Here is a 25,379-nt window from a genome sequence, read left to right on the forward strand (position 1 = left end):
AAAATCTCTAATTGTTTTAATGATTAGAGATTTTTTTATACTATAATAAAAGATATTTTAATGCGCTTCCAGCCAGTCTTTTCCTGCTCCTAAATCAACATCTAAAGGTACATCAAGCGTGAAAGCGTGTTCCATTTCGTGTTTTATCATCGGTTTAATTTTTTCGAGTTCCGAATTATGAACATCAAAAACAAGCTCATCATGAACCTGAAGCAGCATTTTGCTTTTCCAATTTTCGGATGTTAGTTTTTTATGAATATTAATCATTGCAATTTTGATGATATCGGCAGCACTTCCTTGAATTGGTGCATTTACCGCATTTCGTTCTGCACCACCACGAACAATGGCGTTTTGCGAATTAATATCTTTCAAATAGCGACGGCGCCCCAAGATGGTTTGCACATAGCCATTGTCTCTCGCAAAATCTATTTGTTCTTGAATATAGGACTTTAATCTTGGATAGGTTTGATAATACGCCTCAATTAAATCAGCGCTTTCTTTGCGCGATAAGTTAGTTTGATTGCTCAATCCAAAAGCCGAAACACCATATATAATTCCGAAATTTACTGTTTTGGCATGACTTCGTTGTTCGCGAGTTACTTCTTCGAGTGGAACATTAAATACTTTTGAAGCAGTAGATTTATGTATGTCTTCGTGATTCTGGAATGCCTTAATCATGTTTTCTTCACCACTTAATGCCGCAATTACACGCAATTCTATTTGGGAGTAATCCGCAGAAACTAAAGTGTGATTTTCATCTCGAGCAACGAATGCTTTTCTGATTTGTCTGCCGCGTTCGGTACGAATCGGGATGTTTTGCAAGTTCGGATTATTTGAACTCAAACGGCCTGTTGCCGCCACCGCTTGCATATAATCGGTGTGGATGCGTTGCGTGATTTTGTCTACTTGGTTGGGTAATGCTTCCACATAAGTATTTTGCAATTTTACTAATTGTCGCCAGTCCAGAATGTCTTTTACAATTGGGTTTTCGGTGGCTAAATAACTCAGAATTTCCTCTCCTGTTGCGTACTGACCGGTTTTGGTTTTCTTTTGTTTTACGCCTCCAATTTTCAATTTATCGAATAAAACATCGCCTAATTGTTTTGGTGAAGCCAGATTAAATTTCTCGCCAGCAGTTTCAAAAATGTTTGCTTCTAAAATTTTAATGTCATCGTCTAATGTTTTTGAAAGTGATTTCAGGAAATCTACATCTACACGGATTCCTTCTTTTTCCATATCAGCCAGAACTTTTACTAATGGAATTTCAATTTCTTCAAAAAGTTTCTTGGTGCCAGTTTTGTCTAATTCTAAGGTGAATATGTCCTTAAGTTGCAAGGTTACATCCGCATCTTCAACAGCATATTCTTTGATTTCTTCCAAATCAACATCGCGCATTGATTTCTGGTTTTTTCCTTTTTTTCCTATTAAGATTTCGATCGATTTCGGGGAATATTTCAAATAGGTTTCTGCTAAAATATCCATATTATGACGCATATCCGGATTGATCAAATAATGTGCAATCATGGTGTCGAATAATTTTCCTTTTACGGTTACCTTGTAATTAGAAAGTATCTTTAAATCGTATTTTAAATTCTGACCAATTTTCTCGATGCTTTCATTTTCGAAAAAAGGAATAAATTTTTCAATTAAAGTTTGTGCTTCTTCTTGATTTTCCGGAAACGGAACATAAAATCCTTTTCCTTTCTCATAGGAGAATGAGATGCCAACTAATTCTGCATGCAAAGCATCCAAACCAGTTGTTTCGGTATCAAAACAAACGGAAGTTTGGTTTTGTAAATTTTGCAACAGTAATCGTAGTCCTAAATTCCCCTGAATTATCTGATAGGAATGTTGGGTGTTTTCTAATGAATTGTAGTATTGATGACGCGTTTCTTCTGATGGGTTATCTTGTATTGCGCTTCCAAAAAGGTCGAATTGTTCTTCGTTTTTTGGTTGTGGTTTTTTGTACAGTTTGGTTTCGTCAATAGAATTATTGTTAGTAGTTGCAGTTCCGCCTTTTTTAAATATGGCGTCAAACTGCTCTGCCATTCGTCTAAATTCTAATTCATTGAAAAGCGCATCCGTTTTTTCGACATCTGGAGTTGATAATTCATAATCGGTTTCGTCAAAAATAACAGGACAGTCCAGTAAAATAGTCGCCAAAGTTTTGGATAACAATCCTTTTTCTTTATTGGCTTCAATGTTTTCTTTCATTTTTCCTTTTAGCTTGTCTGTATTCGCTAAAAGATTTTCCATGGTTCCAAATTCTTTCAAAAGTTTCTTGGCTGTTACTTCGCCTACTCCAGGCAGTCCAGGAATATTATCGGCTGCATCGCCCATCATTCCAAGAAAGTCAATTACTTGCTCTGGTCGCTCGATTTCAAATTTTGCTAAGACCTCTGGGATCCCCCAAATCTCTATTCCATTACCCATTCGGGCAGGTTTGTACATAAATATATTTTCAGAAACGAGTTGTGCAAAATCCTTGTCAGGAGTAACCATAAAGACTTTATAGTTTTGTTTTTCGGCTTGTTTAGCAATTGTTCCAATTAAATCATCAGCCTCATATCCTTTTACTTCAATGATAGGTATATGCATGGCTTTCAGTAAATCTTGAATGTACGGAATTGCAATTTTAATAGCTTCGGGAGTGGCATCGCGATTGGCTTTGTACTCAGGAAATATATCATTTCTCAATTGGCTTCCGCCATTGTCAAAGGCAACGGCTAAATGGTCTGGTTTCTCTCTTTTAATAACATCCATTAAGGAATTCATAAATCCCATAATAGCTGATGTGTCCATCCCTTTCGAGTTGATTCTTGGATTTTTTATAAAAGCATAATAACCTCGAAAAATCAAGGCATAGGCATCGAGAAGGAAAAGGCGTTTTTGTCGTGACATAAGTGTGATTTTGTAAAGTTTTCAAAAGTACAAAACTTGGGAGATAAAGGAGTGAAGGATTGAAAAATATCTTGTGATTGATACCGGTGTTTTTTTTTTAAAATTGATAAAATTTCTCGTAGACTTATTTTTGTGATCCATTTGCCTCGGTCGAAAAACATTAAATATTTATTTGAAAGAAAATAATTATTAATCTTTAAACAAAAGTTTTTTCCGAAATATAGTCTGTAGGAATTGAGACATTATTTTACTAAAATAATGCATTTAAACGATTATTTACGTACTTAAACGTTGCTTTTCATAAATTTACACAGGAGATTTTGAGTTCAATGAAGTTCTTTATGGTAATCTTTAATTCGTAATATTATGGGAAAAAATTATTTTTCAAAAAAGGTATTTCAAGCCTGTATGTTATTTTTCATAATAATAACTGCAAATGTGTCTGCCCAAGTGGGTATTGGAACCATTACACCCCATGCAAGTTCAGTATTGGATGTTTCATCAACGTCGCAAGGGATGTTAACACCCAGAATGACAACTGCACAAAGAACGGCTATTGCGTCTCCAGCCGACGGTTTAATAGTTTATGATACGGATTTGAAATCTTTTTATCATTACAATTCAACTTTAGTATCATGGATTGTAATTAATAGCAGTACAACTGGTCGATTAAAGTTTAAACGTATAAAATCTACAGATGTTTTAGCGACAGTTTTAGCTACGGAGAAGGCTGCGGGAGGTACTACAAAGTATCTTTTAGACACGGGAACTTTGTATGAAATTAATGGAACCGTAATTTTTGATTTGCCAATTGATTTAAACAATGCCTACATTTCAGGTCAAGATGCTAATGAGGATAAATTAGTTAGAACATCTGAAAATTTGTTTGAGGGTGCAACAGGAGGGAGTATTAGAAATGTTACCATTCAGGTTACCGGAGGAGGAAAAGTTTTTAACTTAGCTGGAGCAGTAACCCAAAATTTAATTATTAGAGATGCAGTGATTGCAGGTTCTTCTAGTGTAGGTTCTATAACTGGTTTTGGATTGGTTTTTGTAAGTATAGTTCAATATGTAGGCAATACTACGGGTATTGTTTATGATTCTATTAGTAAATTATTGATAAGTAATGCAGCGTGGTTTAGTAACAATGCGGGTACTTATGAAAAATTGGAAGGAACATTTGGACTAGTACAAAAACAAGGAGGTTTCAGTGAGGTTGCTGGAACAAGTATTGGCTTTGATGTGTCTTCTAATCCAACAATAACTGGTGATGCCGTAATGGAGACTGTTGTTTTTACAGGAACGGTAACTACTGGAAAATATGTAAATGGATATTCAGCTGGAACTTATACAGGATATAATTTTAATAATAATTGGAATGTTCGTTGTGCAGGTATACCCAATGAAACTGATGCTACAGCTGTAGGAGAGTTTTCGATAGACTATGCCGTTGGATCGGGCGCCGTTACTAATTTCAATATAAATAACCCCAGTAATATTACTAAAGTTCTAGGAGTATCCGCTTCAACAAATTTATTTAGATTCTCTACCGGTGCAACCAGTAATAAATTAGTCTACTTAGGAAAAAAGAAAAGATTTTTTCAAGTGACAGGCTCTATTTCTTTTCAGGTTTCAAATCCTGGGACTTATATTATTTATATTGCTAAAAACGGAACGGTTGTTACTCAATATAAAATTTATGGACGCGGTACCGTTGCCAGTGATATTGTTGTGTTGCCACTAAATGCTTTGGTAGAATTAACTACAAATGATTATGTCGAAGTATATGCGCAACGTTATAGTTCAACAATGGTTACGGATTTTATAATAACCCCAAACATGACCTTAGTTTTGAAATAGTAAAAGCATGTCTAGTCCTAAAAAACCGCATTATTTTTAAACTAAATAATGCGGGTATTTTTTTAAGTTCAATCAACCGTTAAATTTTATTTAATAAAAAACCATTTTGGTTAATTGTTTTGTTATTTTGTATAAAATTTTTTTAAAATGATCTTTCGTATCGTATTCTTATCCTTAATCCTTCTTCTTATTGAGCTTTATACTTTTCAAGTATTAAAAACTTTAATAAAATCAAAGCCAATATTGTTTTCAATTCAGGGTATAAGCATAGTGGTTTTAGTCTTTATTGTTTATTCACTGATGCAATTTGACCGAAGTGTAGGTCAGACCAAACAAATGATGGTTATCATGGGTTTGTTGCTTATTGTTTATGTTCCAAAATTAATTTTGACATTGATATTAATGGGAGAAGACATCTTTAGATTAGGTGCCGGAACGGTTAACTATTTTGTTAATTATGATAAAAACACAGATTTTCTGAATTCACGAAGAAAGTTTGTCAGTCAAATAGGATTAGGATTAGCAGCGGTCCCTTTTTTATCTTTAATATATGGGGTGACTATAGGTAAATACAATTATAAAGTCATCAAACAGCGTATATTTTTCCCGGATTTGCCCGATGCTTTTGATGGTTTTACGATTACTCAAATATCAGATGTTCACAGTGGAAGTTTTGATAATCCGGAGAAAATTAATTATGCAATAGATTTAGTCAACGAGCAAAATTCAGACATGATTTTGTTTACAGGAGATATTGTGAATACGGATGCCAAAGAAATGCATCCGTGGATAGAAACTTTTAACAGGATTAAAAAGCATGAATATGGGAAATATTCGGTTTTAGGGAATCACGATTATGGAGAGTATGTAACCTGGCCATCTGAGGCAGCAAAAGAAGATAATTTTAAAGCTATAAAAAGTTTGTACGGGAAAATAGGTTTTAATTTAATGCTAAACGAACATACTTTTATTAAAAAAGGAAATGCTAAAATAGCATTAGTCGGTGTCGAAAACTGGGGCCATAACTTCAAGCAGGCCGGAGATTTGAATAAAGCTTCTGGAGATTTAAGGAAAGAAGATTTCAAGATTTTAATGAGTCATGATCCTTCGCATTGGGAGCATGTAGTGCAACATGATGAAAAACATTATCACCTTACGCTTTCGGGCCACACACACGGAATGCAGTTTGGAATAGAAATTCCAGGTTATTTTAAGTGGAGTTTAGCACAATATGTTTACAAACAATGGGCTGGATTATATGAAAATGTAGGACGATACGTTTATGTAAACAGAGGTTTTGGTTTTCATGCCTATCCGGGTCGAGTAGGAATCATGCCGGAAATAACAGTCATCGAACTAAAAAAAGGTGTTAATGTGGCATAATTCGTTTAAAATGCTACATTTGTAAAATAAATATCTCTTTTTAGTGAATTTAAAAAATTAAATTTTTGCTTTTATGTCAAAATTTGGAGAACTTATAAACGCTCAAGTACCTGTGTTGATAGACTTTTACACAGAATGGAATGAGCCTTCAGTTTCAATGCATCCTGTAATTAGAGATGTAGCAGCCGCTCTTGGTGATAAAGCAAAAGTCATAAAGATTGATGTGGATAAAAATCAAGAATTAGCCGATGCTTTACGCATTAAAGGCTTGCCTACGTTGATGATTTATAAACAAGGTCAAATGATATGGAGACAATCCGGGGAATTAGATGCGAACACTATTATTAGTATTGTTCAAGAGCAATTGTAACCCATTTCATTACAGCACTTCACAATTAAAACTATTTTCTTTTAAATAAGCTAATGTTTTAGGCAATACGTATTCTAAGTTTTTAAAGGCTTTTATACTGTCGTGGAAAACAATAATACTTCCTGGTCTTAGATTTGATATTACATTTTCTAAGCATTGTTCCTGCGATATAGTTTGATCAAAGTCAGCACTTAGCACATCCCACATAATTATTTTATATCCCAGCTTTCTGATTTTTCTGGATTGAGTTGCTTTTATTTTGCCGTATGGCGGACGAAATATTTTAGATCTTAGATTAGAGGGATTGTTTTTTTGAATAGTTGCTTCGCATCGTTTAGTGTTTTCTATGTAAGCTTCGGTTGATGTTTTCCAACCGTTCAAATGATTAAAAGTGTGATTTCCTATAGAATGACCTTCGCTAATTACCTTTTTGAATATTTCGGGGTTTTTATCAATATTATCTCCTATGCAAAAAAAAGTAGCTTTTGCATGGTGCTTTTTTAATTCATTCAAAACCCAATCTGTGATTTCTGGAATAGGCCCATCATCAAAGGTGAGGTAGACTGTATTACTATTTATTGTATTGGAAACATCCCAAGTATAATTTGAAAAAATCTTTTTTATAAACCGATTTGTCTTTATCCAGTACAATTTCATTTGTTGATTTTTAAAATTAAAAAAAAAATAGCGATACTTTTCAATATCGCTACCTTTTATACCATCAGGATTTTTTATTTTAAATTATTCTTTTTCGCGCCCAAAGCGGTCAAACATTTTAATGTAAGTGTTGAATACAATTCTATTTTTATCATAGAAATCTACATCGCCATTTTCTTTCATTACGCTCAAAAGACTTCTGTATCGCTCAATATCAGTGATGATAGGAATGGCAATACTAGTTTGCTCAGAAGATTTTAGATTGCCATAATAATTAAGGTTTTCTCTGTATTTTAAGATCAATTTGCTTAGCAATTGTTGTGCTTTTAGTTTTTCATCGATTTTGTAATATCCGCCAGCGAAAGGTTCTAGTAAAGAATAATAGTCAAAATATTCCAATGGCATTTTTGTCATTGCCAGATCAATAATGTTTTTTGCTTTGTCCTTTTGTCCTTCAATAATTAACTGATTCATTAATCTGGAAAGGTTGGTTCTGTAAGTTATGCTGTTTCTACGCGTTTCAGGGTCGTGGTAAATTTTTGGACTTTCACTATTTCCCCAATCCCATTTCATAACCTTAGCGTACATTTTATCAGAATCTATTTGTCCCATATCAAGAGGACTTGAATCTTTTGAAAGAGCTGTTCTTATTGGAACCAGTTTGTACACCATTCCCTCTAATTGAAGGTATTCTTTCATCCATAAATAGTCTTCAGGGTCAAATGCCCCTCCACTAAAATAGATTGGTCTTTTCCAATTGTTATTAGCAACAATGTCAAGCATCATTAATCTGTTTTTGTACAATGCATTTCCTTTTATGTCCAAGTCAATGTAGGGCACAATAGAATCATTGTATTTGGGATTTACTACTTTGTTTTTTATAATTACATTTTTGTCAACAGGAATTCGAATTTTGTTTGTAGGATAAAAATGAATGGTTTGTCCATTTTGCATCTCTACAGTTGATTTTGGATTTTTGATAAAATTGATGAAATCTTTTATATCCCAGCGGCTTTCAATTTTTGGAATGTGGGCTACATAATCCAGTTTATCTCCTACATATTGGTCGTGTGTAAATGAGATAGGCAAAGGATCGGATTCATACGTTTTGGTTTTCATCTGATCGATATACCAATCCGTCATGAAAAGGCTCGTATTTACAATTTTTACATCTGTTCTCACTTTTTCGATTTCTTGTGCGTACCAAAGCGGGAAGGTGTCATTATCGCCTATTGTGAATAAAATGGCGTCTGGATCACAGGATTCCAGATATGCTTTTGCCATAGCAACAGCAGTATATTTTCCGGAACGGTCATGATCATCCCAGTTTTGAGAAGCCATAAGAACTGGAGCTGCCAATAAACTTGCGGCGATGATAATAGGTCCTGCCAGTTTGGGTGCTAAATATTTTGTGGCACTTTCGTACAATGCATAAACACCAAAGCCTATCCAAATGGCAAATACATAAAAGGAACCTACTAAGGCATAATCTCTTTCTCTAGGCTCGAAAGGTCTTTCGTTTAAGTAGATTTTCAATGCTATTCCGGTAAATAGGAATAAGGTGAGTAATACATAGAAACTTTTTAAGTCTTTATTGGCGTGATACATTAAGCCGATTAAACCGAGTATAAAAGGTAGAAAGAAATACACATTTCGACCTTTATTGTTCAATACATCCGAAGGTAGATTGTCTTGGCTTCCTAAGTGCAATTCATCTATAAATGTTATGCCACTAAGCCAGTTGCCATCTAAATAGTCGTATTTTCCTTGAACATCATTTTGTCTTCCAACAAAATTCCACATTAAGTACCTCCAATACATATAGCCAAATTGGTACTCAACCATGAATCCTAAATTGTCAGTAGTTGTAGGTTTTTCTACAATTAAATAATCACCATAGCTTTTCAGGAACGTAATATAGCCTTCGTTGTCAATTTGTTTTTGAGCATAAGCTTGTCTGAATTCTGTAACTATTTTTTCGGTTTCGTTTTTTAATTGAGCAATTGCCTTATTGTAATCTTCCTCACTCAATTGACTTGGATCGATGCCGTATTTAGCTAAATCATCCTCGTAGGGATAATTAGGATTTAATCGGAATTGAGGTGGATTGGTGAAATTCATGTAGTTTTCGATGTGATCACCGCTCCACATTCTTGGCAAAATAGTTTTTTGATTGTTATCCGTATTTTGCTCTGCATTTTTAAAGTTATTCGTAATAATATATTTTCCCGTTTTATAATCTCTTTCATAATTGGGAGCTTTGTCTAAATAAGGATTATTTTTGTCCAAACCAGCAAAAGCTTCTGTGTATTGCGGGCCGTAAAACAAAGGATTTACACCATATTGTTCTCTATTGTAGTACGCTAGGACTTCAGCTGCATCAGAGGGTTTGTTTTCGTTGATTACGGTATTTGCGTTTGCTCTGATGGGTAGCATCATCCATGTCGAGAAACCAATTAAAATAAATAATATACAAAGGATTATAGTATTGTAAAATACAAAACCTTTTTGGTTGGTGTATTTTAATCCAAAGTAAAAGAAAGCGATTACGACTAAAGCAACAAAAATAGTTCCCGAGTCAAAAGGCAATCCTAAACTGTTGACCATGAAAACTTCGGTTTTACCAAAGAATCCCATAGTCATAGGAAGAAGTAATTTGAAAATAAATAATAGTATAGCGATAACAACAACATTTGCAAGGATGAAATTTTTGAGGGTAACTACTTTATAGTTTTTAAAAAAATAAAGAAAACCTATTGCTGGAATTGTTAATAATGCCATAAAATGAACTCCAAATGAAAGTCCAACAACAAGAGAAATGATTAAAAGCCATTTGTTTCCTCTAGGCTTGTCCATATCTTGTTCCCAACGTAATCCCAGCCAAAATAACAAGGCAATAAATAACGATGCCATGGCGTACACTTCGGCTTCTACAGCATTAAACCAAAAACTATCAGAAAAAGTATAGGCTAAAGCACCTACAAATGAACTTCCAAGAATAACGATGTCATTGTTTTTATTGGTCTCAGAGAATTTTGAAATCAATTTTTTCAAAATTATTGAGGATGACCAGAATAAGAATAAAATGGTAAATGCACTAGAAAACACAGACATCATGTTTACCATTAAGGCAATTTTTGTATTATCTGAAGCAAACATGGCGAAAAAAGCACCAATCATTTGGTATAAAGGCGCTCCGGGAGGATGGCCTACTTCAAGTTTTGCTGCTGTGGCAATATATTCACCACAATCCCAAAAACTCATGGTGGGTTCAACAGTTAAAGTGTATGTCAATAATGCTATTCCAAATGTAAACCAACCAATTATTGTATTCCATTTATTGAAATTGAATGCTGCTTTATCCATGTACTAAAATTTAATTTAAATTTGAGTTACAAAGAAAATGTTTTTTTGTTTAAACATGGTAGCATTAACAATATTTTCTGGAAAAGTATTACATTTCAATAACACATTGATTGTAAAGGTTTTTAGTATTTTTTTGAAGTTGTTTTTAATTATTACTAAATTTTTTTTCATAAAAATGCAAAATAAATTTGTACAAACTAAATTTTATTTTAAATTTGCACTCGCTTAGCAGCAATGCTGGTCTATGGTGTAATGGTAACACAACTGTTTTTGGTGCAGTCTTTCAAGGTTCGAGTCCTTGTAGACCAACGTAAAACCTCTCATTTATTGAGAGGTTTTTTTATGCAATAAATTCAACAATTGTTTTGGCGATTAGTTTGTTGAAATGCCTGTAATAAACGGGGAGGTGAGGTTTGGGGAGATTTAATTTTCTTTTGGATTAATCAAATCTTGAAAGTTATAACTGGTTTGACAGTGTGGTTTACTAAATCTTCACTGATGCTTCCATTGAAAAAATGGGCAAATCCAGTTCTTCCGTGTGTGCAAAGGCCTATCAAATCGGCGTCAATACTGTTGGTGAAATTAATAATTCCACTTTCTATATTAACGTCATTGTAAATGTGTGTAGAGTAGTTTTCGATCTCAAAAGAGGCGGTAAAATTTTTCATTATTTCCTCGGACTTTTTGGTGGTTTTAAAACTATTGGGTGTGCAAATCATGACTAAGTATAAATTTGCATTAAATATTTTGGCAAATTCTATCATTTTTTTGAAAGGTTTTTTAGTTTCTTTCGAGAAATCAGATGCAAACACAAAGTTGTTGAATTTAAAGTCACGAATGTTCTTTTTTATGACCAGTACCGGGATTTCAGAGAGTCGTACTACTTTTTCGGTATTGGATCCAATGAGTACTTCTTCGATGCCTGAAGTTCCGTGTGAGCCCATCACGATTAAATCAATTTCATTTTTTTTATTAAAAGATAAAATACCACTAAAAGCTCTTTCGAATTGTACCGATGCATTTATTGAAATTCCATTTAGATAAGGTTTTTCTTTGATTTTTTGAAGTGTTTCGTTTGCTTTTTTTATAAACAACATCACTTCGGGTATGCTGCTACCGCCGATTACTGCATCATTCATTTGGTTGGGTAATTCTAATAAATGCAACAAAAAAATTTCGCACTTATTTTTTTTTGCAATCAAGGCTGCTACTTTTAAAGCGTTTTCGGCATATTCAGAAAAATCAGTAGGGACTAAAATTCGTTTCATAACTATAAAAGTGTTAAATTATGATGAAAACTGTTATTTTAATGCTTCTATAAAGATAAGAAATTATTTTACAGCAATCGATTATTTCAGTTTATAAAAAAAAACACTATATTTGCACCGTTATTTATTAAAATCTAGATAATGAGGGGACTAAATGTCCCCTCTTTTTATAAAAATATGACATTTAAAGAAAAAGTAAACACGTTGTTGACGGAAGGCTTGTTAGAAAAGCCATCAATTTTTTTGATAGACCTTATCATTACTGATGCTTTCAAGGTTATTGTGACTTTGGATGGCGATACAGGAGTGGCGCTTCAAGATTGTATAGATGTGAGTAAATTCATAGATAGTAATCTGGACAGAGAGGAACAAGATTACTCCTTAGAGGTAGCTTCGGTAGGAGTTGGATCTCCATTGAGACTAATAAGGCAATACAAGAAAAATATAGGTCGAACATTGATTGTGAAGACCTCAGTTGAAATTATTGAAGCAGAATTAGTGGATGCTAATGATGATTTTGTAATTTTGTCTTGGAAAGCTAGAGAACCTAAAAAGATAGGGAAAGGGAAAGAAACAGTTCAAAAAGAACTTAAATTGCCTTACGCAGATATAAAAGAAGCAATTGTTACAGTAACATTTTAATTAAAGAATTCGCATGGAAAATTTAGCATTAATCGATTCATTCTCAGAGTTTAAAGATGATAAACTTATTGATCGTGTAACGCTTATGGCAATTTTAGAAGATGTATTCAGAAATGCATTGAAGAAAAAATACGGTTCAGATGATAATTTTGATATCATTATAAATCCAGATAAAGGGGATATGGAGATATGGCAGAGAAGAGTAATCGTTGCGGATGAAGACTTAGATTTTGATCATCTTGAAATTACTTTAACTGAAGCGAGAAAAATTGAACCTGATTTTGAAATTGGTGAAGAGGTTTCCGAAGAAGTGAAATTAATTGATTTAGGAAGAAGAGCAATTTTAGCTTTACGTCAGAATTTAATTTCTAAAATTCATGAACATGATAACACAAATCTTTACAAACAATTTAAAGATTTAATTGGTGATATCTATACTGCTGAAGTGCACCATGTGCGTCCAAGAGTCGTAATTTTGGTCGATGATGAAGGGAATGAGATTATTTTGCCAAAAGAAAAACAAATACCTTCTGACTTTTTCCGCAAGGGAGATAATGTTAGAGGGATAATAGAAAGCGTTGAATTAAAAGGAAATAAACCTCAAATTATTATGTCTAGGACTTCTGAGAAGTTTTTAGAAAAATTATTTGAACAAGAAATCCCGGAAGTATTTGATGGTTTGATCATGGTTAAAAAAGTAGTAAGAATACCAGGTGAAAAAGCAAAAGTAGCCGTAGATTCTTATGACGACAGAATTGATCCAGTAGGAGCATGTGTAGGTATGAAAGGTTCTCGTATTCATGGAATTGTTCGTGAATTAGGAAACGAAAATATCGATGTTATTAACTACACAAGTAACATACAGTTATTTATCACAAGAGCATTAAGTCCTGCAAAAGTATCTTCTATTAAAATTAATGAAGAAACAAAAAGAGCAGAAGTTTTCTTGAAACTTGAAGAAGTTTCAAAAGCAATTGGTCGTGGAGGACACAATATTAAATTAGCGGGTTTATTGACTGGTTATGAGTTAGATGTTATTCGTGAAGGTGATGTTGCAGGTGCTACAGCTGATGAGGATGATGTTGAGTTAACTGAGTTTTCAGATGAAATTGAAGACTGGGTTATTGAAGAATTTGCAAAAATTGGTTTGGATACAGCAAAAAGTATCTTAAAACAAGATGTAGAAGATTTAGTAAGAAGAACAGACCTAGAAGAGGAAACGATTCTAGATGTAATGAGAATATTGAAAGAAGAATTTGACAGTTAGTCAATCTGTCTTCAACGATAAACACGCCACTTTACAATAAATTCTAGCTCGATAGGTATCGAGTTTGGAGTAAAGTGAGGAATAACAAAAAAGGTAATAATAAAAAGGTTTTATGTCTGAAGAGAGAATTATTAGAATAAACAAAGTTTTAAGGGAATTGAATATTTCTTTAGAAAGAGCTGTGGATTATCTAAAAGATAAGGGGATTGCTATTGAAGCAAATCCAAACGCAAAAATTTCTGATGATGTATACAATGTCTTGTGCGGTCAGTTTGCAGGTGACAAAGGGAATAAAGAGGCTTCTAAAGAAGTCGGGGAAGAGAAAAGAAAAGAAAAAGAAGCTTTGCGTTTAGAGCGAGAGAAAGAAATCGAAGACAAACGTAAAATTGAGGAAGAGCGACTAAAACAACAAGAGGTTATAAAAGCGAGAGCAGTTATAGCTGGACCGGTTCAAGTGGGTAAGATTGATCTTAATCCAAAAAAACCGTCAATCGTTGTGCCTGTAAAAGCTGTTGAAAAAGCAGAGGCTCCGGTAGCTCATGCATCTGAAGCAAAAGCTATCCCAAAAGAAGTTTCGCCTGAAAAACCGTCAACTGAGAAACCTGTTGCAGACAAAAAAGAGGTGAAACCTGTTGTTGGAATAAAAGAGGTTAAAACAGAGACTGCAAAAGAAGTTCCTGCTGAACCAAAAGAAGTTGTAAAAACCGAAGCAGTTAAAGTTGATGAAGCACCTGTTGATGAAACCATCACAACGCAATATCAAAAACTATCGGGGACTACTTTAACGGGTCAGATAATTGATTTATCGCAATTCAACAAACCGAAAAAGAAAAAAGAAGAGCCAAAAATCACTCCGAATAAACCGGGTGCTCCAGGTTCGGCTGCAGCCAATGCAAATAAAAACAAGCGTAAAAGGATTGCTCCTAAACCAGGTGCTCCTAGACCGCCTGCAACACCGGGAGTTCCAGGTGCGCCAAATCCTAACAAGATTACACCTAATGTAGGTGGCGGTGGATTCAATGCTAACAGAAGTGCAAGACCTGGTTTTGTAAAAGGAAACAGACCTGCCATTGTTGCAAAAGTAGAGCCTACTGAAGAAGAAGTTAAAAATCAAATTAGAGAGACTTTAGAAAAACTACAAGGTAAAGGTGGTAAATCTAAAGCGGCTAAATATAGAAGAGATAAAAGAGATACGCACCGTCAGAAATCGGATGATGAGCAAAGAGCCATTGACGAAGGAAGTAAAACTATTAAGGTTACTGAGTTTGTTACTGTAGGTGAAATTGCTATCATGATGGATGTGCCAATTACTAAAGTGATTGGAACGTGTATGTCACTTGGAATCATGGTGACCATGAACCAACGTCTTGATGCAGAAACGTTGACTATCGTTGCTGATGAATTTGGTTATGAAGTTGAATTTATCACGGTAGACATCGAAGAAGCAATTCAGGTTGTTGAAGACAGAGAAGAAGATTTAGTTTTCAGAGCGCCAATTGTAACGGTAATGGGTCACGTCGATCACGGTAAGACATCGTTACTAGATTACATTCGTAAAGAAAACGTAATCGCAGGGGAGTCTGGAGGAATTACACAACACATTGGTGCCTACGGAGTAACTTTGGATAACGGACAAAAAATTGCATTCTTAGATACACCGGGTCACGAAGCCTTTACAGCAATGCGTGCGCGTGGTGCTCAAGTTACCGATATTGCTATTATTGTGATTGCTGCTGATGATGACATCATGCCGCAAACTAAAGAAGCAATCAGCCATGCTCAAGCAGCTGGAGTTCCTATCATATTTGCTATCAATAAAATTGATAAGCCAAATGCTAATCCTGAAAAAGTAAAAGAAAGATTAGCAGGTATGAATTTACTTGTTGAAGATTGGGGAGGGAAAATTCAATCACATGATATTTCTGCGAAAGTAGGAACAGGTGTGAAAGAATTATTAGAAAAAGTATTGTTAGAAGCAGAACTTTTAGATTTGAAAGCAAATCCAAATAAAGCGGCTTCTGGAACTGTTGTTGAGGCTTTCCTTGACAAAGGAAAAGGATATGTTTCTACGATATTAGTTCAAAACGGAACATTGAAAATTGGAGATTATATGTTAGCTGGTAAGCATCATGGTAAAATTAAAGCCATGCATGACGAAAGAGGGAATATAGTAACTGTTGCGGGTCCTTCGACTCCGGTTTCAGTTCTTGGTCTTGATGGAGCAGCAACTGCGGGTGATAAGTTCAATATTTTTGAAGACGAAAAAGAAGCGAAACAAATTGCTTCAAAACGTTCTCAATTGATGCGTGAGCAATCAGTTCGTACACAAAGACATATTACATTAGATGAAATTGGACGTAGAATTGCATTGGGTCAATTTAAAGAATTGAACATTATCCTTAAAGGAGATGTGGATGGTTCTGTTGAAGCATTGTCTGATTCGTTCTCTAAATTATCTACTGAAGAAATTCAAATTAATATTATCCATAAAGGTGTTGGAGCAATTACAGAAACTGACGTAATGTTGGCTTCTGCTTCAGATGCAATTATCATTGGATTTAATGTGCGTCCTGCTGGAAATGCAAGACAATTAGCAGACAAAGAGGAAATCGATATCCGTTACTACTCTATTATTTATGCCGCCATCGACGACTTGAAAGATGCAATGGAAGGAATGTTAGCTCCTGAAATGAAAGAAGAAATTCTAGGTACAGCTGAGATTAGAGAGATATTCAAAATCTCTAAAGTAGGTTCAATCGCAGGTTGTATGGTTATGGACGGTAAAATTGTCCGAAGCGCTAAAATGAGAATTATTAGAGAAGGTGTAGTTGTCTTCACTGGAGAGCTTTTGGCACTGAAACGTTTCAAAGATGATGTCAAAGAAGTCGCTAAAGGATACGATTGTGGTATTCAAGTAAAAGGATATAACGACATCGAAGAAAGAGATGTTATTGAATCGTACCATGAAGTAGCTGTTAAAAAGAAATTGAAATAAAATTTCAATATATTAAAATTAAAATCCCGATTCTGTCGGGATTTTTTAGTTTTATATGGGCGTGCCACCAGCTAGCAAAAAGGGCTAGCAACATACCGGTCATTGCCCTTTTTCCTAGCTGGTGTCGGGCTATCCGCGCTACAGGGTAGCTAGCTTCTATCTCTCACGCAAGGATTGCCACTGACGATCGTTTGTAGTTGTTCTTTGGTACACAAATTAAAAGACAAACTTGGCGTTTGTCAAGCAGATAGCTAATAAGCAGTTGGTTTAAGCGAGTGAGTGTTTGTTTTTATAATTATTTTCTTAAAATCATTATCTGATAAATACAACTGTACATTGGCTAGGTTTATTTATGAGGCCTTTTTATTGTAATACCTTAGAGGTGTCCTGTAAATTATAGCATCAAAGAAAAAGATTAAGTTTTATGGCTACTCCTATTCATTTAGTCACGACGGTTGATAGTGAATCATAAAATAGTTTTAGAAATTTCTAAAAGGTTATTTTAAAAAAAATAAATGAACCTGTCAAAGAAAATTCGGAGAGTAGACGCGAATAGTTGTTGCAGAAATTAAGCTACTAATCAAAAACAGCAAAGAACTAAGAACTTCAATCCTTTGAAGATGGCTTTTATCTGATTATGTTGGAAGCCTAAAAATAAAGATAAAACTTCGAGTAAATTATAGTAAAAACAATCCGGTAAATGTCAAAATCGTTTTGCAGGAAAGAGATCATTCGTAGGTAATATGAAGAAGGTAATTCTCTTTTTTTGTATTGTAAATATGTGGCTTTTCTAATAGTCTATTTAAAGTGCGTTGCAAACGATTTGTTGGGTTGATTAGGAGTAAATAGTTACTCGTTTAAATCGAGTATTCAGGAATAGTTGAAACGCTTCTATAAAACATTGTTCCTAAACGCAACATTTTGAATTGTGATTACCTATAGAGCAAAGTACTCCACTTTGTCAGGCTGTGAAAAAAAAACCGATCTCCTAAATGTTAATAGGGAGTACTGCGCAAAATTTTTGGCTTTTGAGTTAACAGATATTCAAAAAAAAGCAACTCAATTAGAGTTGCTTTTTTTTTGAGATAATTTAAGTGTTTTTCCAGAGTGATTACAATTTCTGACTTATTTATTAGGCTTTATTAGATGTACATTACTATAGTTTTTTTTAATTTCGATAAGATTTCGTTCTGCTTCAATTCGTGTTCTGAAATTCCCAACCAAAACTTTATAATTTGGTGTAAAAAAAATAATTGTTCCATCGATGTCTCTAAATTCTTGCTTGAAATCATTCAATGTTTTTTTTGCTTTTTCGCTGTCTCCACTGAAAATTTGAATATTATAAGAGTCATTTACAGCGTATGAAACATTTGTTTTTCTCTTTTCATTCAATAATTGTTCAAATTTTGAGTCTTGATATACTCGGATATTTCCGTCTTGAGCGTTTGCGTTACTATAGAAAATAAATAAGATAAGAGAGATGAAAAATGCTTTTCGAAGGGCTAAAATTCTCATAATGTGATTGTTTTTGTGCAAAAGTAATATTTAATGAATGATACCAAACGGCAAATGTTATTTAGAATTGATATAAATTGAAATTAAGACTATTTTAAGGTTTTGAGAATAGTTCTTAAGTCGTATTTTTGTGCAAGTTTTAAAATAAAGGATCAGTTTTCATAATTCAATTAGAAAAAACTGTGCCAATTTTTAGTAGATAATCATTATACTATATGAAAAAGGTGGGTAACCATAATTCGATCTCAAGGAAATTATTTTTTAGCATGGCTTTAATGCTATCTTTTTCCTTTACTTCATTTGCTCAAGAAGCTACTCCTGCAGCTACAGATGCTGCTCCGGATGCTTCCGCTACTACACAAAGTGCGGACCCAGTAAAGGGTAAAGAGCTTTTTAATGCAAACTGTGCGGCATGTCACAAACTTGATGCGAAAGCTACAGGCCCTGCTCTTAGGGGTATTGCTGCTAAATATGATGCTTCATGGCTTCATAAATGGGTGCGTAACAGTTCAGAATTAATTAAATCTGGAGACGCTCAGGCGGTTAAAGTATTTGAGGAGAATAATAAGGCAGTCATGTCTGCTTTCCCTCAATTGTCAGATGGTGATATTGATAATATCATTGCCTATACTTCAGAGCCAAAAGCGGAGGCTCCTGCGGCAGCTGCAGGAAGTGCTGCGGTTCCTGGAACTGCTCCTGCTGATAGTGGAATTTCAAATAATATTATATTAGGTGCCCTGGCGCTTGTTATGATTGTTTTGGTAGTCATGTTGTTTTTGGTGAATAACGTTTTGACTAAAGTTGCCAAAGCGAACGGTATTGAAATACTTCCTAAACCTCCAACGACTCCTATATGGAAGGCGTTTGTTAGAAATCAATTTTTGGTATTAGTTACTGCAGTGTTTCTGCTTTTGGCAAGTGCTTATTTTGTTTATGGCTTTTTAATGCAAATTGGTGTAGATCAAAATTACGAACCAATACAGCCAATCCATTATTCTCATAGAATACATGCTGGTGACAATGAAATCAATTGTAAGTATTGTCACTCTGCAGCAAGAGTTAGTAAGAATGCTGGAATTCCTTCATTGAATGTTTGTATGAACTGTCATAAAAATATTGCTGAAGTTGCTGAAACTACTGCTACTCCAGAATATAGCAAAGCATTTTACGATGAGCAAATCCAAAAATTGTATACTGCGGTTGGTTGGGATAAAACAACTCAAAGTTATACTGGTAAAACTCAACCTGTAAAATGGGTTCGTATTCACAATTTACCTGATTTTGTTTACTTCAATCACTCACAACACGTAACTGTTGCTGGAATTGAATGTCAAACATGTCACGGCCCGGTTCAGGAGTATGAAATTCAAAAACAATTTGCTCCATTGACAATGGGTTGGTGTATAGATTGCCACAGAAAAACAGATGTTAAAATGGAAGGGAATGAATATTATACTAAAATTCATGATGAACTTTCTAAGAAATACGGTGTGGACAAATTGACTGCAGCGCAAATGGGAGGTTTAGAATGTGGTAAATGCCACTATTAATCAAATTATTAAGATTTTAATATTTATATATGTCATCAAACAAAAAATACTGGAAAAGTGTTGAAGAACTAGACAAAAATAGTTCTATTGTTGAGGCGCTTAGAAATAACGAATTTGTTGAAGAAATTCCTACTGATGAATTTTTAGGAAATAGTGACTCTTTGTCATCTTCGTCAACATCACGCCGTGATTTTTTAAAGTACGTTGGTTTCAGTACTGCAGCAGCAACGCTTGCAGCTTGTGAAGGTCCTGTGAACAAGTCGATCCCTTATGTGCTACAGCCGGAGCAAATCATTCCTGGAGTGGCGGATTATTATGCAACTTCTGTTTTTGATGGATTTGATTTTGCTAATCTTTTGATAAAAACTCGTGAAGGGCGTCCTATTAAAATAGATAATAATACTATTGCCGGAGCTAAGTTTAGTGCTAATGCAAGAGTTCATGCGTCTATTCTGTCTTTATATGACAGTATGCGTTTGAAAGAGCCAAAAATTGAAGGTAAAAATTCATCTTGGTCTGCTGTTGATTCTAAAATTAAATCAAGTATAGTTGATGCTACTGCAAAAGGCGGTCAAGTGGTGCTTTTAACAAACACATTGGCTAGTCCGTCAACTGAAAAGTTGATTGCTGAGTTTATAGGTAAAAATCCAAATGCTAAACATGTTGTTTATGATGCTGTATCTGAATCTGAAGCATTAGACGCTTTCGAAACGGTTTACGCAGAAAGAGCTTTGGTTGATTATGATTTTTCTAAAGCGTCGCTTATAGTTTCTGTTGGAGCTGATTTCCTTGGAGATTGGCAAGGTGGAGGATTTGATTCAGGGTATGCTAAAGGTAGAATTCCTAAAGCAGGAAAGATGTCTCGTCATTTCCAATTAGAAGCAAACATGACTTTGTCTGGTGCTGCTGCTGATAAACGTTTGCCTATGTCTACGGCTAATCAAAAACAAGCATTAGTTCATATATATAATATTGTAACGGGTTCTGCTGTTGCTGTAAGTTTAGAAGATAAATTTAAAGCAGAAGTTACAAAAGCGGCTCAACAATTGAAAGCTGCTGGTTCAAAAGGAGTTTTAGTATCAGGTATTCAAGATAAAAATGCTCAATTGTTAGTTTTGGCTATCAACCAAGTGTTGGCGAGTGAAGCTTTCAGTACTTCTGGAGTAAGACAAATAAGAAAAGGATCTGATGCAAAAGTTACTCAGTTAATCAATGATATGAAAGCGGGAAGTGTTCATACTTTGATAATGAGTGGTGTTAATCCAGTATATACTTTGGCAGATAGTGCTTCTTTTGTTGAAGGACTTAAAAAAGTAAAAACTTCAGTGGCGTTTTCTTTAAAAGAAGATGAAACTGCTTTAGTAAGTACTATTGCAGCTGCTGTTCCTCATTATTTAGAATCATGGAATGATGTAAGTATCACAAAAGGAACTTACGGAATTACTCAGCCGGCAATTCGCCCTCTTTTCAGTACAAAACAATTTCAAGATGTCTTGTTGTCCTTAAATGGACTTACGGGTACTTTCTACGATTATATTAAAGCTAATGCGTCAACTATAATAACTGGTTCTTCTTGGAATAAAGTATTGCATGATGGTGTTTATGTTGGAGTTATTGCAACTGTATCTGCTGGTTCTGCTGATTATAGTGCTGCTGCAAATGCTTTGGCAAAATCAAAAGCTTCTCAAGGATTAGAGCTTGTTTTATATACTAAAACAGGTATGGGAGATGGGCAACAAGCCAATAACCCTTGGTTGCAAGAGTTTCCGGATCCAATTACAAGAGTATCTTGGGATAATTATGTTACTGTTTCGAATGCTGATGCTAAGAAATATGAGCTTTCTAATGAGATCGTTGCAAATGGTGGTTTAAACGGAAGTTATGCTACTATTACTACTGCTGATGGAGTTAAATTAGAAAATGTTCCGGTAATCGTTCAACCAGGTCAAGCTGTTGGTACAATTGGTTTAGCATTAGGTTACGGTCGTAAAGCGGCTTTGAAAGAAGAAATGATGGTGGGTTTAAATGCCTACTCTTTATATAAAGGTTTTGATAATGTACAGTCAGTAACATTGGCGAAAGCTGGAGGCGAACATGAGTTTGCTTGTGTTCAAGGTCAGAAAACATTGATGGGAAGAGGTGATATCATTAAAGAAACTTCTTTAGAGATTTTCAATACAAAAGATGCTCACGTTTGGAATGAACAACCAATGGTTTCATTGGATCATAAAGAAGTTGAAGCAACTAAAGTAGATTTATGGGATTCATTTGATCGTTCTACGGGTCATCATTTTAATCTTTCGATTGACTTGAACGCATGTACCGGTTGTGGTGCTTGTGTAATTGCTTGTCATGCTGAAAACAACGTTCCTGTTGTTGGAAAATCAGAAGTTAGAAGAAGTCGTGATATGCACTGGTTGCGTATTGATAGATATTATTCCTCTGAAAGTACTTTTGAAGGGGATAACGAAAGAAAAGAAAATATCGCAGGTTTATCTAGTTCATTGTCTACATTTAATGAAATGGAAAAAGCGGGTGATAACCCACAAGTATCTTTTCAACCTGTAATGTGTCAACATTGTAATCATGCACCTTGTGAAACGGTTTGTCCAGTTGCTGCAACTTCTCACTCTCGTCAAGGTCAAAACCACATGGCTTATAACAGATGTGTTGGAACGCGTTATTGCGCTAACAACTGTCCGTATAAAGTGCGTCGTTTTAACTGGTTCTTGTACAACAAAAACAGTGAATTCGATTATCATATGAATGACGATTTAGGGCGTATGGTATTGAATCCTGATGTGAATGTTCGTTCTCGTGGAGTTATGGAAAAATGTTCCATGTGTATTCAAATGACACAAGCGACAATTTTGAAAGCAAAAAGAGAAGGAAGAGCAATCGTTGATGGAGAATTCCAAACGGCATGTTCAAATGCTTGTTCTACTGGAGCAATGAAATTTGGCGATGTAAATGATAAAGAAGCTGAAATAACTAAATTAGCTACTGACGAAAGAATGTATCATTTATTGGAGCATGTTGGAACAAAACCAAATGTGATTTATCACGTTAAAGTTAGAAATACCTAGTACAAAAAATAATTAATTAAGAATCAATATAAAGGATTATGTCGTCTCACTACGAAGCAACCATTAGAAAACCCTTAGTTATAGGTGATAAATCTTATCATGATGTAACTGTAGATGTAGCTGCACCTGTTGAAGGTAAAGCAAACAAACATTGGTGGATTGTATTTTCAATCGCATTAATAGCCTTCCTTTGGGGATTGTGCTGTATAATTTACACCGTATCTACAGGTATTGGAACATGGGGTTTAAATAAAACTGTAGGATGGGCTTGGGATATCACGAACTTTGTTTGGTGGGTTGGTATTGGTCACGCTGGAACACTTATTTCGGCGGTATTATTGCTTTTCCGTCAGCGTTGGAGAATGGCAATTAACCGTTCTGCAGAAGCAATGACAATTTTCTCGGTTATTCAAGCTGGTTTATTTCCAATCATTCACATGGGACGTCCTTGGTTAGCGTATTGGGTTTTGCCAATTCCGAATCAATTTGGTTCTCTTTGGGTTAACTTTAACTCGCCGTTGCTTTGGGATGTATTTGCAATTTCAACGTATCTTTCTGTTTCATTAGTATTCTGGTGGACTGGTTTATTGCCTGATTTTGCCATGTTACGCGATAGAGCTATTACTCCTTTTAATAAAAGAGTGTATTCTATATTAAGTTTTGGATGGAGCGGTAGAGCAAAAGACTGGCAGCGTTTTGAAGAAGTATCTTTGGTGCTTGCAGGTTTAGCGACTCCACTTGTACTTTCGGTACATACTATTGTATCAATGGATTTTGCTACCTCTGTTATTCCAGGATGGCACACCACAATTTTTCCTCCATACTTTGTTGCTGGAGCAGTTTTCTCTGGATTTGCAATGGTTAACACGTTGCTTATCATTATGAGAAAAGTATCTAACCTAGAGGCTTACATAACAGTTCAACATATTGAGTTGATGAATATTGTTATTATGATCACTGGTTCTATTGTGGGGGTTGCCTATATAACTGAATTATTTGTCGCATGGTATTCTGGTGTAGAATACGAACAATATGCGTTCTTAAACAGAGCTACCGGGCCTTACTGGTGGGCATATTGGTCGATGATGACATGTAATGTTTTTTCTCCACAATTCATGTGGTTCAAAAAATTAAGAACAAGTATCATGTTCTCGTTTATAATTTCGATAGTTGTAAATATTGGAATGTGGTTTGAGAGATTTGTAATTATCGTAACATCATTACATAGAGATTATTTACCATCTTCTTGGACAATGTTTTCACCTACATTTGTTGATATTGGAATTTTCATCGGAACAATCGGTTTCTTCTTTGTATTGTTCTTATTATATTCAAGAACATTTCCTGTAATTGCGCAAGCAGAGGTAAAAACAATTTTGAAAGGAACTGGAGATAATTACAAAAGAGAAAGAGAAGCAAATAAAGATTCACATCATGAGTAATAAAGTAATATACGCCATTTATAATGACGATGATATATTGATGGATGCGGTAAAAAAAACCAGAGCAGCTCATCATCATATTGAAGAAGTTTTTACTCCATTCCCGGTTCACGGTTTGGATAAAGCTATGGGAATTGCACCTACAAGATTAGCTATTTGTGCTTTTCTTTATGGTTGCGTTGGAATCTCGGTAGCAACAGCTATGATGAATTATATTATGATTCAAGATTGGCCGCAAGATATTGGTGGAAAGCCAAGTTTCAGTTATATTGAAAACATGCCCGCTTTCGTTCCAATTATGTTTGAACTTACGGTGTTTTTTGCAGCTCACTTAATGGTTATTACTTTTTATATGAGAAGTAAATTATGGCCTTTTAAAGAAGCAGAAAATCCAGATGTAAGAACTACAGATGACCATTTTTTAATGGAAGTTGCTGTAAATGATAATGAAGAAGAATTAGTTTCTTTTTTCCAAAGCACCGGAGCTGTAGAAGTTAAAGTAATAGAAAAGCATTAATTATAGATATGAAAAGCGTATATAAAATAACACTTTTATTTGGCATAACTATTTTAGTTTCATCTTGCCATAATAATGCGGCACCAAACTATCAGTATTTTCCAAATATGTATGAGTCAGTTGGGTATGAAACCTATTCTGAATCGAATGCATTTAAAAATGGTAAAGAAGGTCAACTTCCAGCTGAAGGAACCATTAACAGAGGATTTGAGCCTTTTGAATATGAAAATTCTACCGCAGGGTATGAGTTAGCAAAAGCAAATCTTAAATCTCCTTTAGATTCTCTAAGCAGAGATCCTGAAAAAGGCGCAGCCCTTTTTGAAATCTATTGTATTAGTTGCCATGGAGCTTCTGGAAACGGTAAAGGAAAGCTTGTAGAAAGAGAAAAATTTCTGGGCGTTCCTAGTTATAAAGATAGAGTTATCACTGAAGGAAGTATTTTTCATGTTATAACTTATGGTTTAAATTCAATGGGTTCACATGCTAACCAATTGAGTGCCCATGAACGTTGGTTAGTTACTGACTATGTTCTAAAACTAAAAAGCGAATTATAATTGTTG

16 protein-coding genes and 1 tRNA gene are annotated in these 25,379 nt (G+C 34.7%); 12 read left to right on the top strand and 5 right to left on the bottom strand.

Translation table 11 applies throughout. The annotated features are described in order from the left end of the window. Positions 1–57 precede the first annotated feature (57 nt). A complete protein-coding gene (gene polA, locus ACNQGD_RS00910) occupies positions 58–2,901 on the bottom strand; it encodes a DNA polymerase I (protein ID WP_417997995.1) in 2,844 nt (947 codons plus the stop codon). 366 nt (positions 2,902–3,267) lie between these two features. Between polA and ACNQGD_RS00915 the strand changes: the two genes are divergently transcribed. The 3 genes from ACNQGD_RS00915 to ACNQGD_RS00925 all read left to right on the top strand — a co-directional run bounded on the left by ACNQGD_RS00915 (position 3,268) and on the right by ACNQGD_RS00925 (position 6,514). Continuing rightward, positions 3,268–4,761, top strand: coding sequence for a hypothetical protein (locus tag ACNQGD_RS00915; RefSeq protein ID WP_417997996.1), 1,494 nt, complete (start codon positions 3,268–3,270; stop codon positions 4,759–4,761). Between the two features lie 147 nt (positions 4,762–4,908). Beyond that, entirely contained in the window at positions 4,909–6,144 is a 1,236-nt protein-coding gene (locus ACNQGD_RS00920; protein ID WP_417993343.1) for a metallophosphoesterase, read from the top strand. Positions 6,145–6,217: 73 nt separating this feature from the next. Beyond that, complete coding sequence (locus ACNQGD_RS00925) at positions 6,218–6,514, top strand: thioredoxin family protein (RefSeq protein WP_099714276.1); 297 nt, start codon at positions 6,218–6,220, stop codon at positions 6,512–6,514. 9 nt (positions 6,515–6,523) lie between these two features. On the opposite strand, the gene ACNQGD_RS00930 is transcribed toward ACNQGD_RS00925, so the two are convergent. Further along, the gene (locus ACNQGD_RS00930) at positions 6,524–7,171 is read right to left on the bottom strand and encodes a polysaccharide deacetylase family protein (protein ID WP_417997997.1); all 648 of its coding nucleotides are present in this window, start codon (positions 7,169–7,171) and stop codon (positions 6,524–6,526) included. Positions 7,172–7,255: 84 nt separating this feature from the next. After that, positions 7,256–10,537 carry a glycosyltransferase family 117 protein gene (locus ACNQGD_RS00935; protein WP_417997998.1) on the bottom strand — a complete coding sequence of 1,094 codons (3,282 nt, stop codon included), beginning with the start codon at positions 10,535–10,537 and terminating at the stop codon, positions 7,256–7,258. 238 nt (positions 10,538–10,775) lie between these two features. Here ACNQGD_RS00935 and ACNQGD_RS00940 point away from each other — a divergent pair. Beyond that, a tRNA-Gln gene (locus ACNQGD_RS00940) sits at positions 10,776–10,846 on the top strand. A gap of 134 nt (positions 10,847–10,980) precedes the next feature. Here ACNQGD_RS00940 and ACNQGD_RS00945 read toward each other — a convergent pair. Then, positions 10,981–11,805 (bottom strand): universal stress protein, encoded by an 825-nt coding sequence (locus ACNQGD_RS00945; RefSeq protein ID WP_417997999.1) that lies wholly within the window; start codon positions 11,803–11,805, stop codon positions 10,981–10,983. Positions 11,806–11,982: 177 nt separating this feature from the next. Here ACNQGD_RS00945 and rimP point away from each other — a divergent pair, with 177 nt between their 5' ends. The 3 genes from rimP to infB all read left to right on the top strand — a co-directional run bounded on the left by rimP (position 11,983) and on the right by infB (position 16,709). Then, positions 11,983–12,447 carry a ribosome assembly cofactor RimP gene (gene rimP, locus ACNQGD_RS00950; protein WP_417993347.1) on the top strand — a complete coding sequence of 155 codons (465 nt, stop codon included), beginning with the start codon at positions 11,983–11,985 and terminating at the stop codon, positions 12,445–12,447. Positions 12,448–12,460: 13 nt separating this feature from the next. Beyond that, positions 12,461–13,714, top strand: coding sequence for a transcription termination factor NusA (gene nusA, locus ACNQGD_RS00955; protein WP_039108733.1), 1,254 nt, complete (start codon positions 12,461–12,463; stop codon positions 13,712–13,714). A gap of 112 nt (positions 13,715–13,826) precedes the next feature. Then, complete coding sequence (gene infB, locus ACNQGD_RS00960) at positions 13,827–16,709, top strand: translation initiation factor IF-2 (protein ID WP_417993349.1); 2,883 nt, start codon at positions 13,827–13,829, stop codon at positions 16,707–16,709. Between the two features lie 1,125 nt (positions 16,710–17,834). On the opposite strand, the gene ACNQGD_RS00965 is transcribed toward infB, so the two are convergent. Further along, the gene (locus ACNQGD_RS00965; RefSeq protein ID WP_417998000.1) at positions 17,835–18,224 is read right to left on the bottom strand and encodes an SPOR domain-containing protein; all 390 of its coding nucleotides are present in this window, start codon (positions 18,222–18,224) and stop codon (positions 17,835–17,837) included. Positions 18,225–18,439: 215 nt separating this feature from the next. Between ACNQGD_RS00965 and ACNQGD_RS00970 the strand changes: the two genes are divergently transcribed. The 5 genes from ACNQGD_RS00970 to ACNQGD_RS00990 are packed head-to-tail and all read left to right on the top strand — an operon-like array spanning position 18,440 to position 25,373. Further along, complete coding sequence (locus tag ACNQGD_RS00970) at positions 18,440–19,774, top strand: c-type cytochrome (RefSeq protein ID WP_417995906.1); 1,335 nt, start codon at positions 18,440–18,442, stop codon at positions 19,772–19,774. A 29-nt stretch (positions 19,775–19,803) separates the two neighbouring features. Continuing rightward, the gene (locus tag ACNQGD_RS00975) at positions 19,804–22,860 is read left to right on the top strand and encodes a TAT-variant-translocated molybdopterin oxidoreductase (RefSeq protein ID WP_417998001.1); all 3,057 of its coding nucleotides are present in this window, start codon (positions 19,804–19,806) and stop codon (positions 22,858–22,860) included. Positions 22,861–22,898: 38 nt separating this feature from the next. Further along, complete coding sequence (gene nrfD, locus ACNQGD_RS00980; protein WP_131990286.1) at positions 22,899–24,302, top strand: NrfD/PsrC family molybdoenzyme membrane anchor subunit; 1,404 nt, start codon at positions 22,899–22,901, stop codon at positions 24,300–24,302. After that, the gene (locus tag ACNQGD_RS00985; RefSeq protein WP_099714289.1) at positions 24,295–24,819 is read left to right on the top strand and encodes a DUF3341 domain-containing protein; all 525 of its coding nucleotides are present in this window, start codon (positions 24,295–24,297) and stop codon (positions 24,817–24,819) included. The genes nrfD and ACNQGD_RS00985 overlap by 8 nt, the downstream gene beginning before the upstream one ends. 8 nt (positions 24,820–24,827) lie before the next feature. Further along, a complete protein-coding gene (locus ACNQGD_RS00990) occupies positions 24,828–25,373 on the top strand; it encodes a c-type cytochrome (RefSeq protein WP_417995909.1) in 546 nt (181 codons plus the stop codon). Positions 25,374–25,379 lie beyond the last annotated feature (6 nt).

The sequence above is a fragment of the Flavobacterium glucosi genome (assembly GCF_048286535.1).
Taxonomy (GTDB): Bacteria; Bacteroidota; Bacteroidia; order Flavobacteriales; family Flavobacteriaceae; genus Flavobacterium.

Coding starts and splice junctions, on each gene's coding strand:
- polA (WP_417997995.1), bottom strand. CDS start 2,901: ATGTCACGACAAAAACGCCTTTTCCTTCTCGATGCCTATGCCTTGATT.
- ACNQGD_RS00915 (WP_417997996.1), top strand. CDS start 3,268: ATGGGAAAAAATTATTTTTCAAAAAAGGTATTTCAAGCCTGTATGTTA.
- ACNQGD_RS00920 (WP_417993343.1), top strand. CDS start 4,909: ATGATCTTTCGTATCGTATTCTTATCCTTAATCCTTCTTCTTATTGAG.
- ACNQGD_RS00925 (WP_099714276.1), top strand. CDS start 6,218: ATGTCAAAATTTGGAGAACTTATAAACGCTCAAGTACCTGTGTTGATA.
- ACNQGD_RS00930 (WP_417997997.1), bottom strand. CDS start 7,171: ATGAAATTGTACTGGATAAAGACAAATCGGTTTATAAAAAAGATTTTT.
- ACNQGD_RS00935 (WP_417997998.1), bottom strand. CDS start 10,537: ATGGATAAAGCAGCATTCAATTTCAATAAATGGAATACAATAATTGGT.
- ACNQGD_RS00945 (WP_417997999.1), bottom strand. CDS start 11,805: ATGAAACGAATTTTAGTCCCTACTGATTTTTCTGAATATGCCGAAAAC.
- rimP (WP_417993347.1), top strand. CDS start 11,983: ATGACATTTAAAGAAAAAGTAAACACGTTGTTGACGGAAGGCTTGTTA.
- nusA (WP_039108733.1), top strand. CDS start 12,461: ATGGAAAATTTAGCATTAATCGATTCATTCTCAGAGTTTAAAGATGAT.
- infB (WP_417993349.1), top strand. CDS start 13,827: ATGTCTGAAGAGAGAATTATTAGAATAAACAAAGTTTTAAGGGAATTG.
- ACNQGD_RS00965 (WP_417998000.1), bottom strand. CDS start 18,224: ATGAGAATTTTAGCCCTTCGAAAAGCATTTTTCATCTCTCTTATCTTA.
- ACNQGD_RS00970 (WP_417995906.1), top strand. CDS start 18,440: ATGAAAAAGGTGGGTAACCATAATTCGATCTCAAGGAAATTATTTTTT.
- ACNQGD_RS00975 (WP_417998001.1), top strand. CDS start 19,804: ATGTCATCAAACAAAAAATACTGGAAAAGTGTTGAAGAACTAGACAAA.
- nrfD (WP_131990286.1), top strand. CDS start 22,899: ATGTCGTCTCACTACGAAGCAACCATTAGAAAACCCTTAGTTATAGGT.
- ACNQGD_RS00985 (WP_099714289.1), top strand. CDS start 24,295: ATGAGTAATAAAGTAATATACGCCATTTATAATGACGATGATATATTG.
- ACNQGD_RS00990 (WP_417995909.1), top strand. CDS start 24,828: ATGAAAAGCGTATATAAAATAACACTTTTATTTGGCATAACTATTTTA.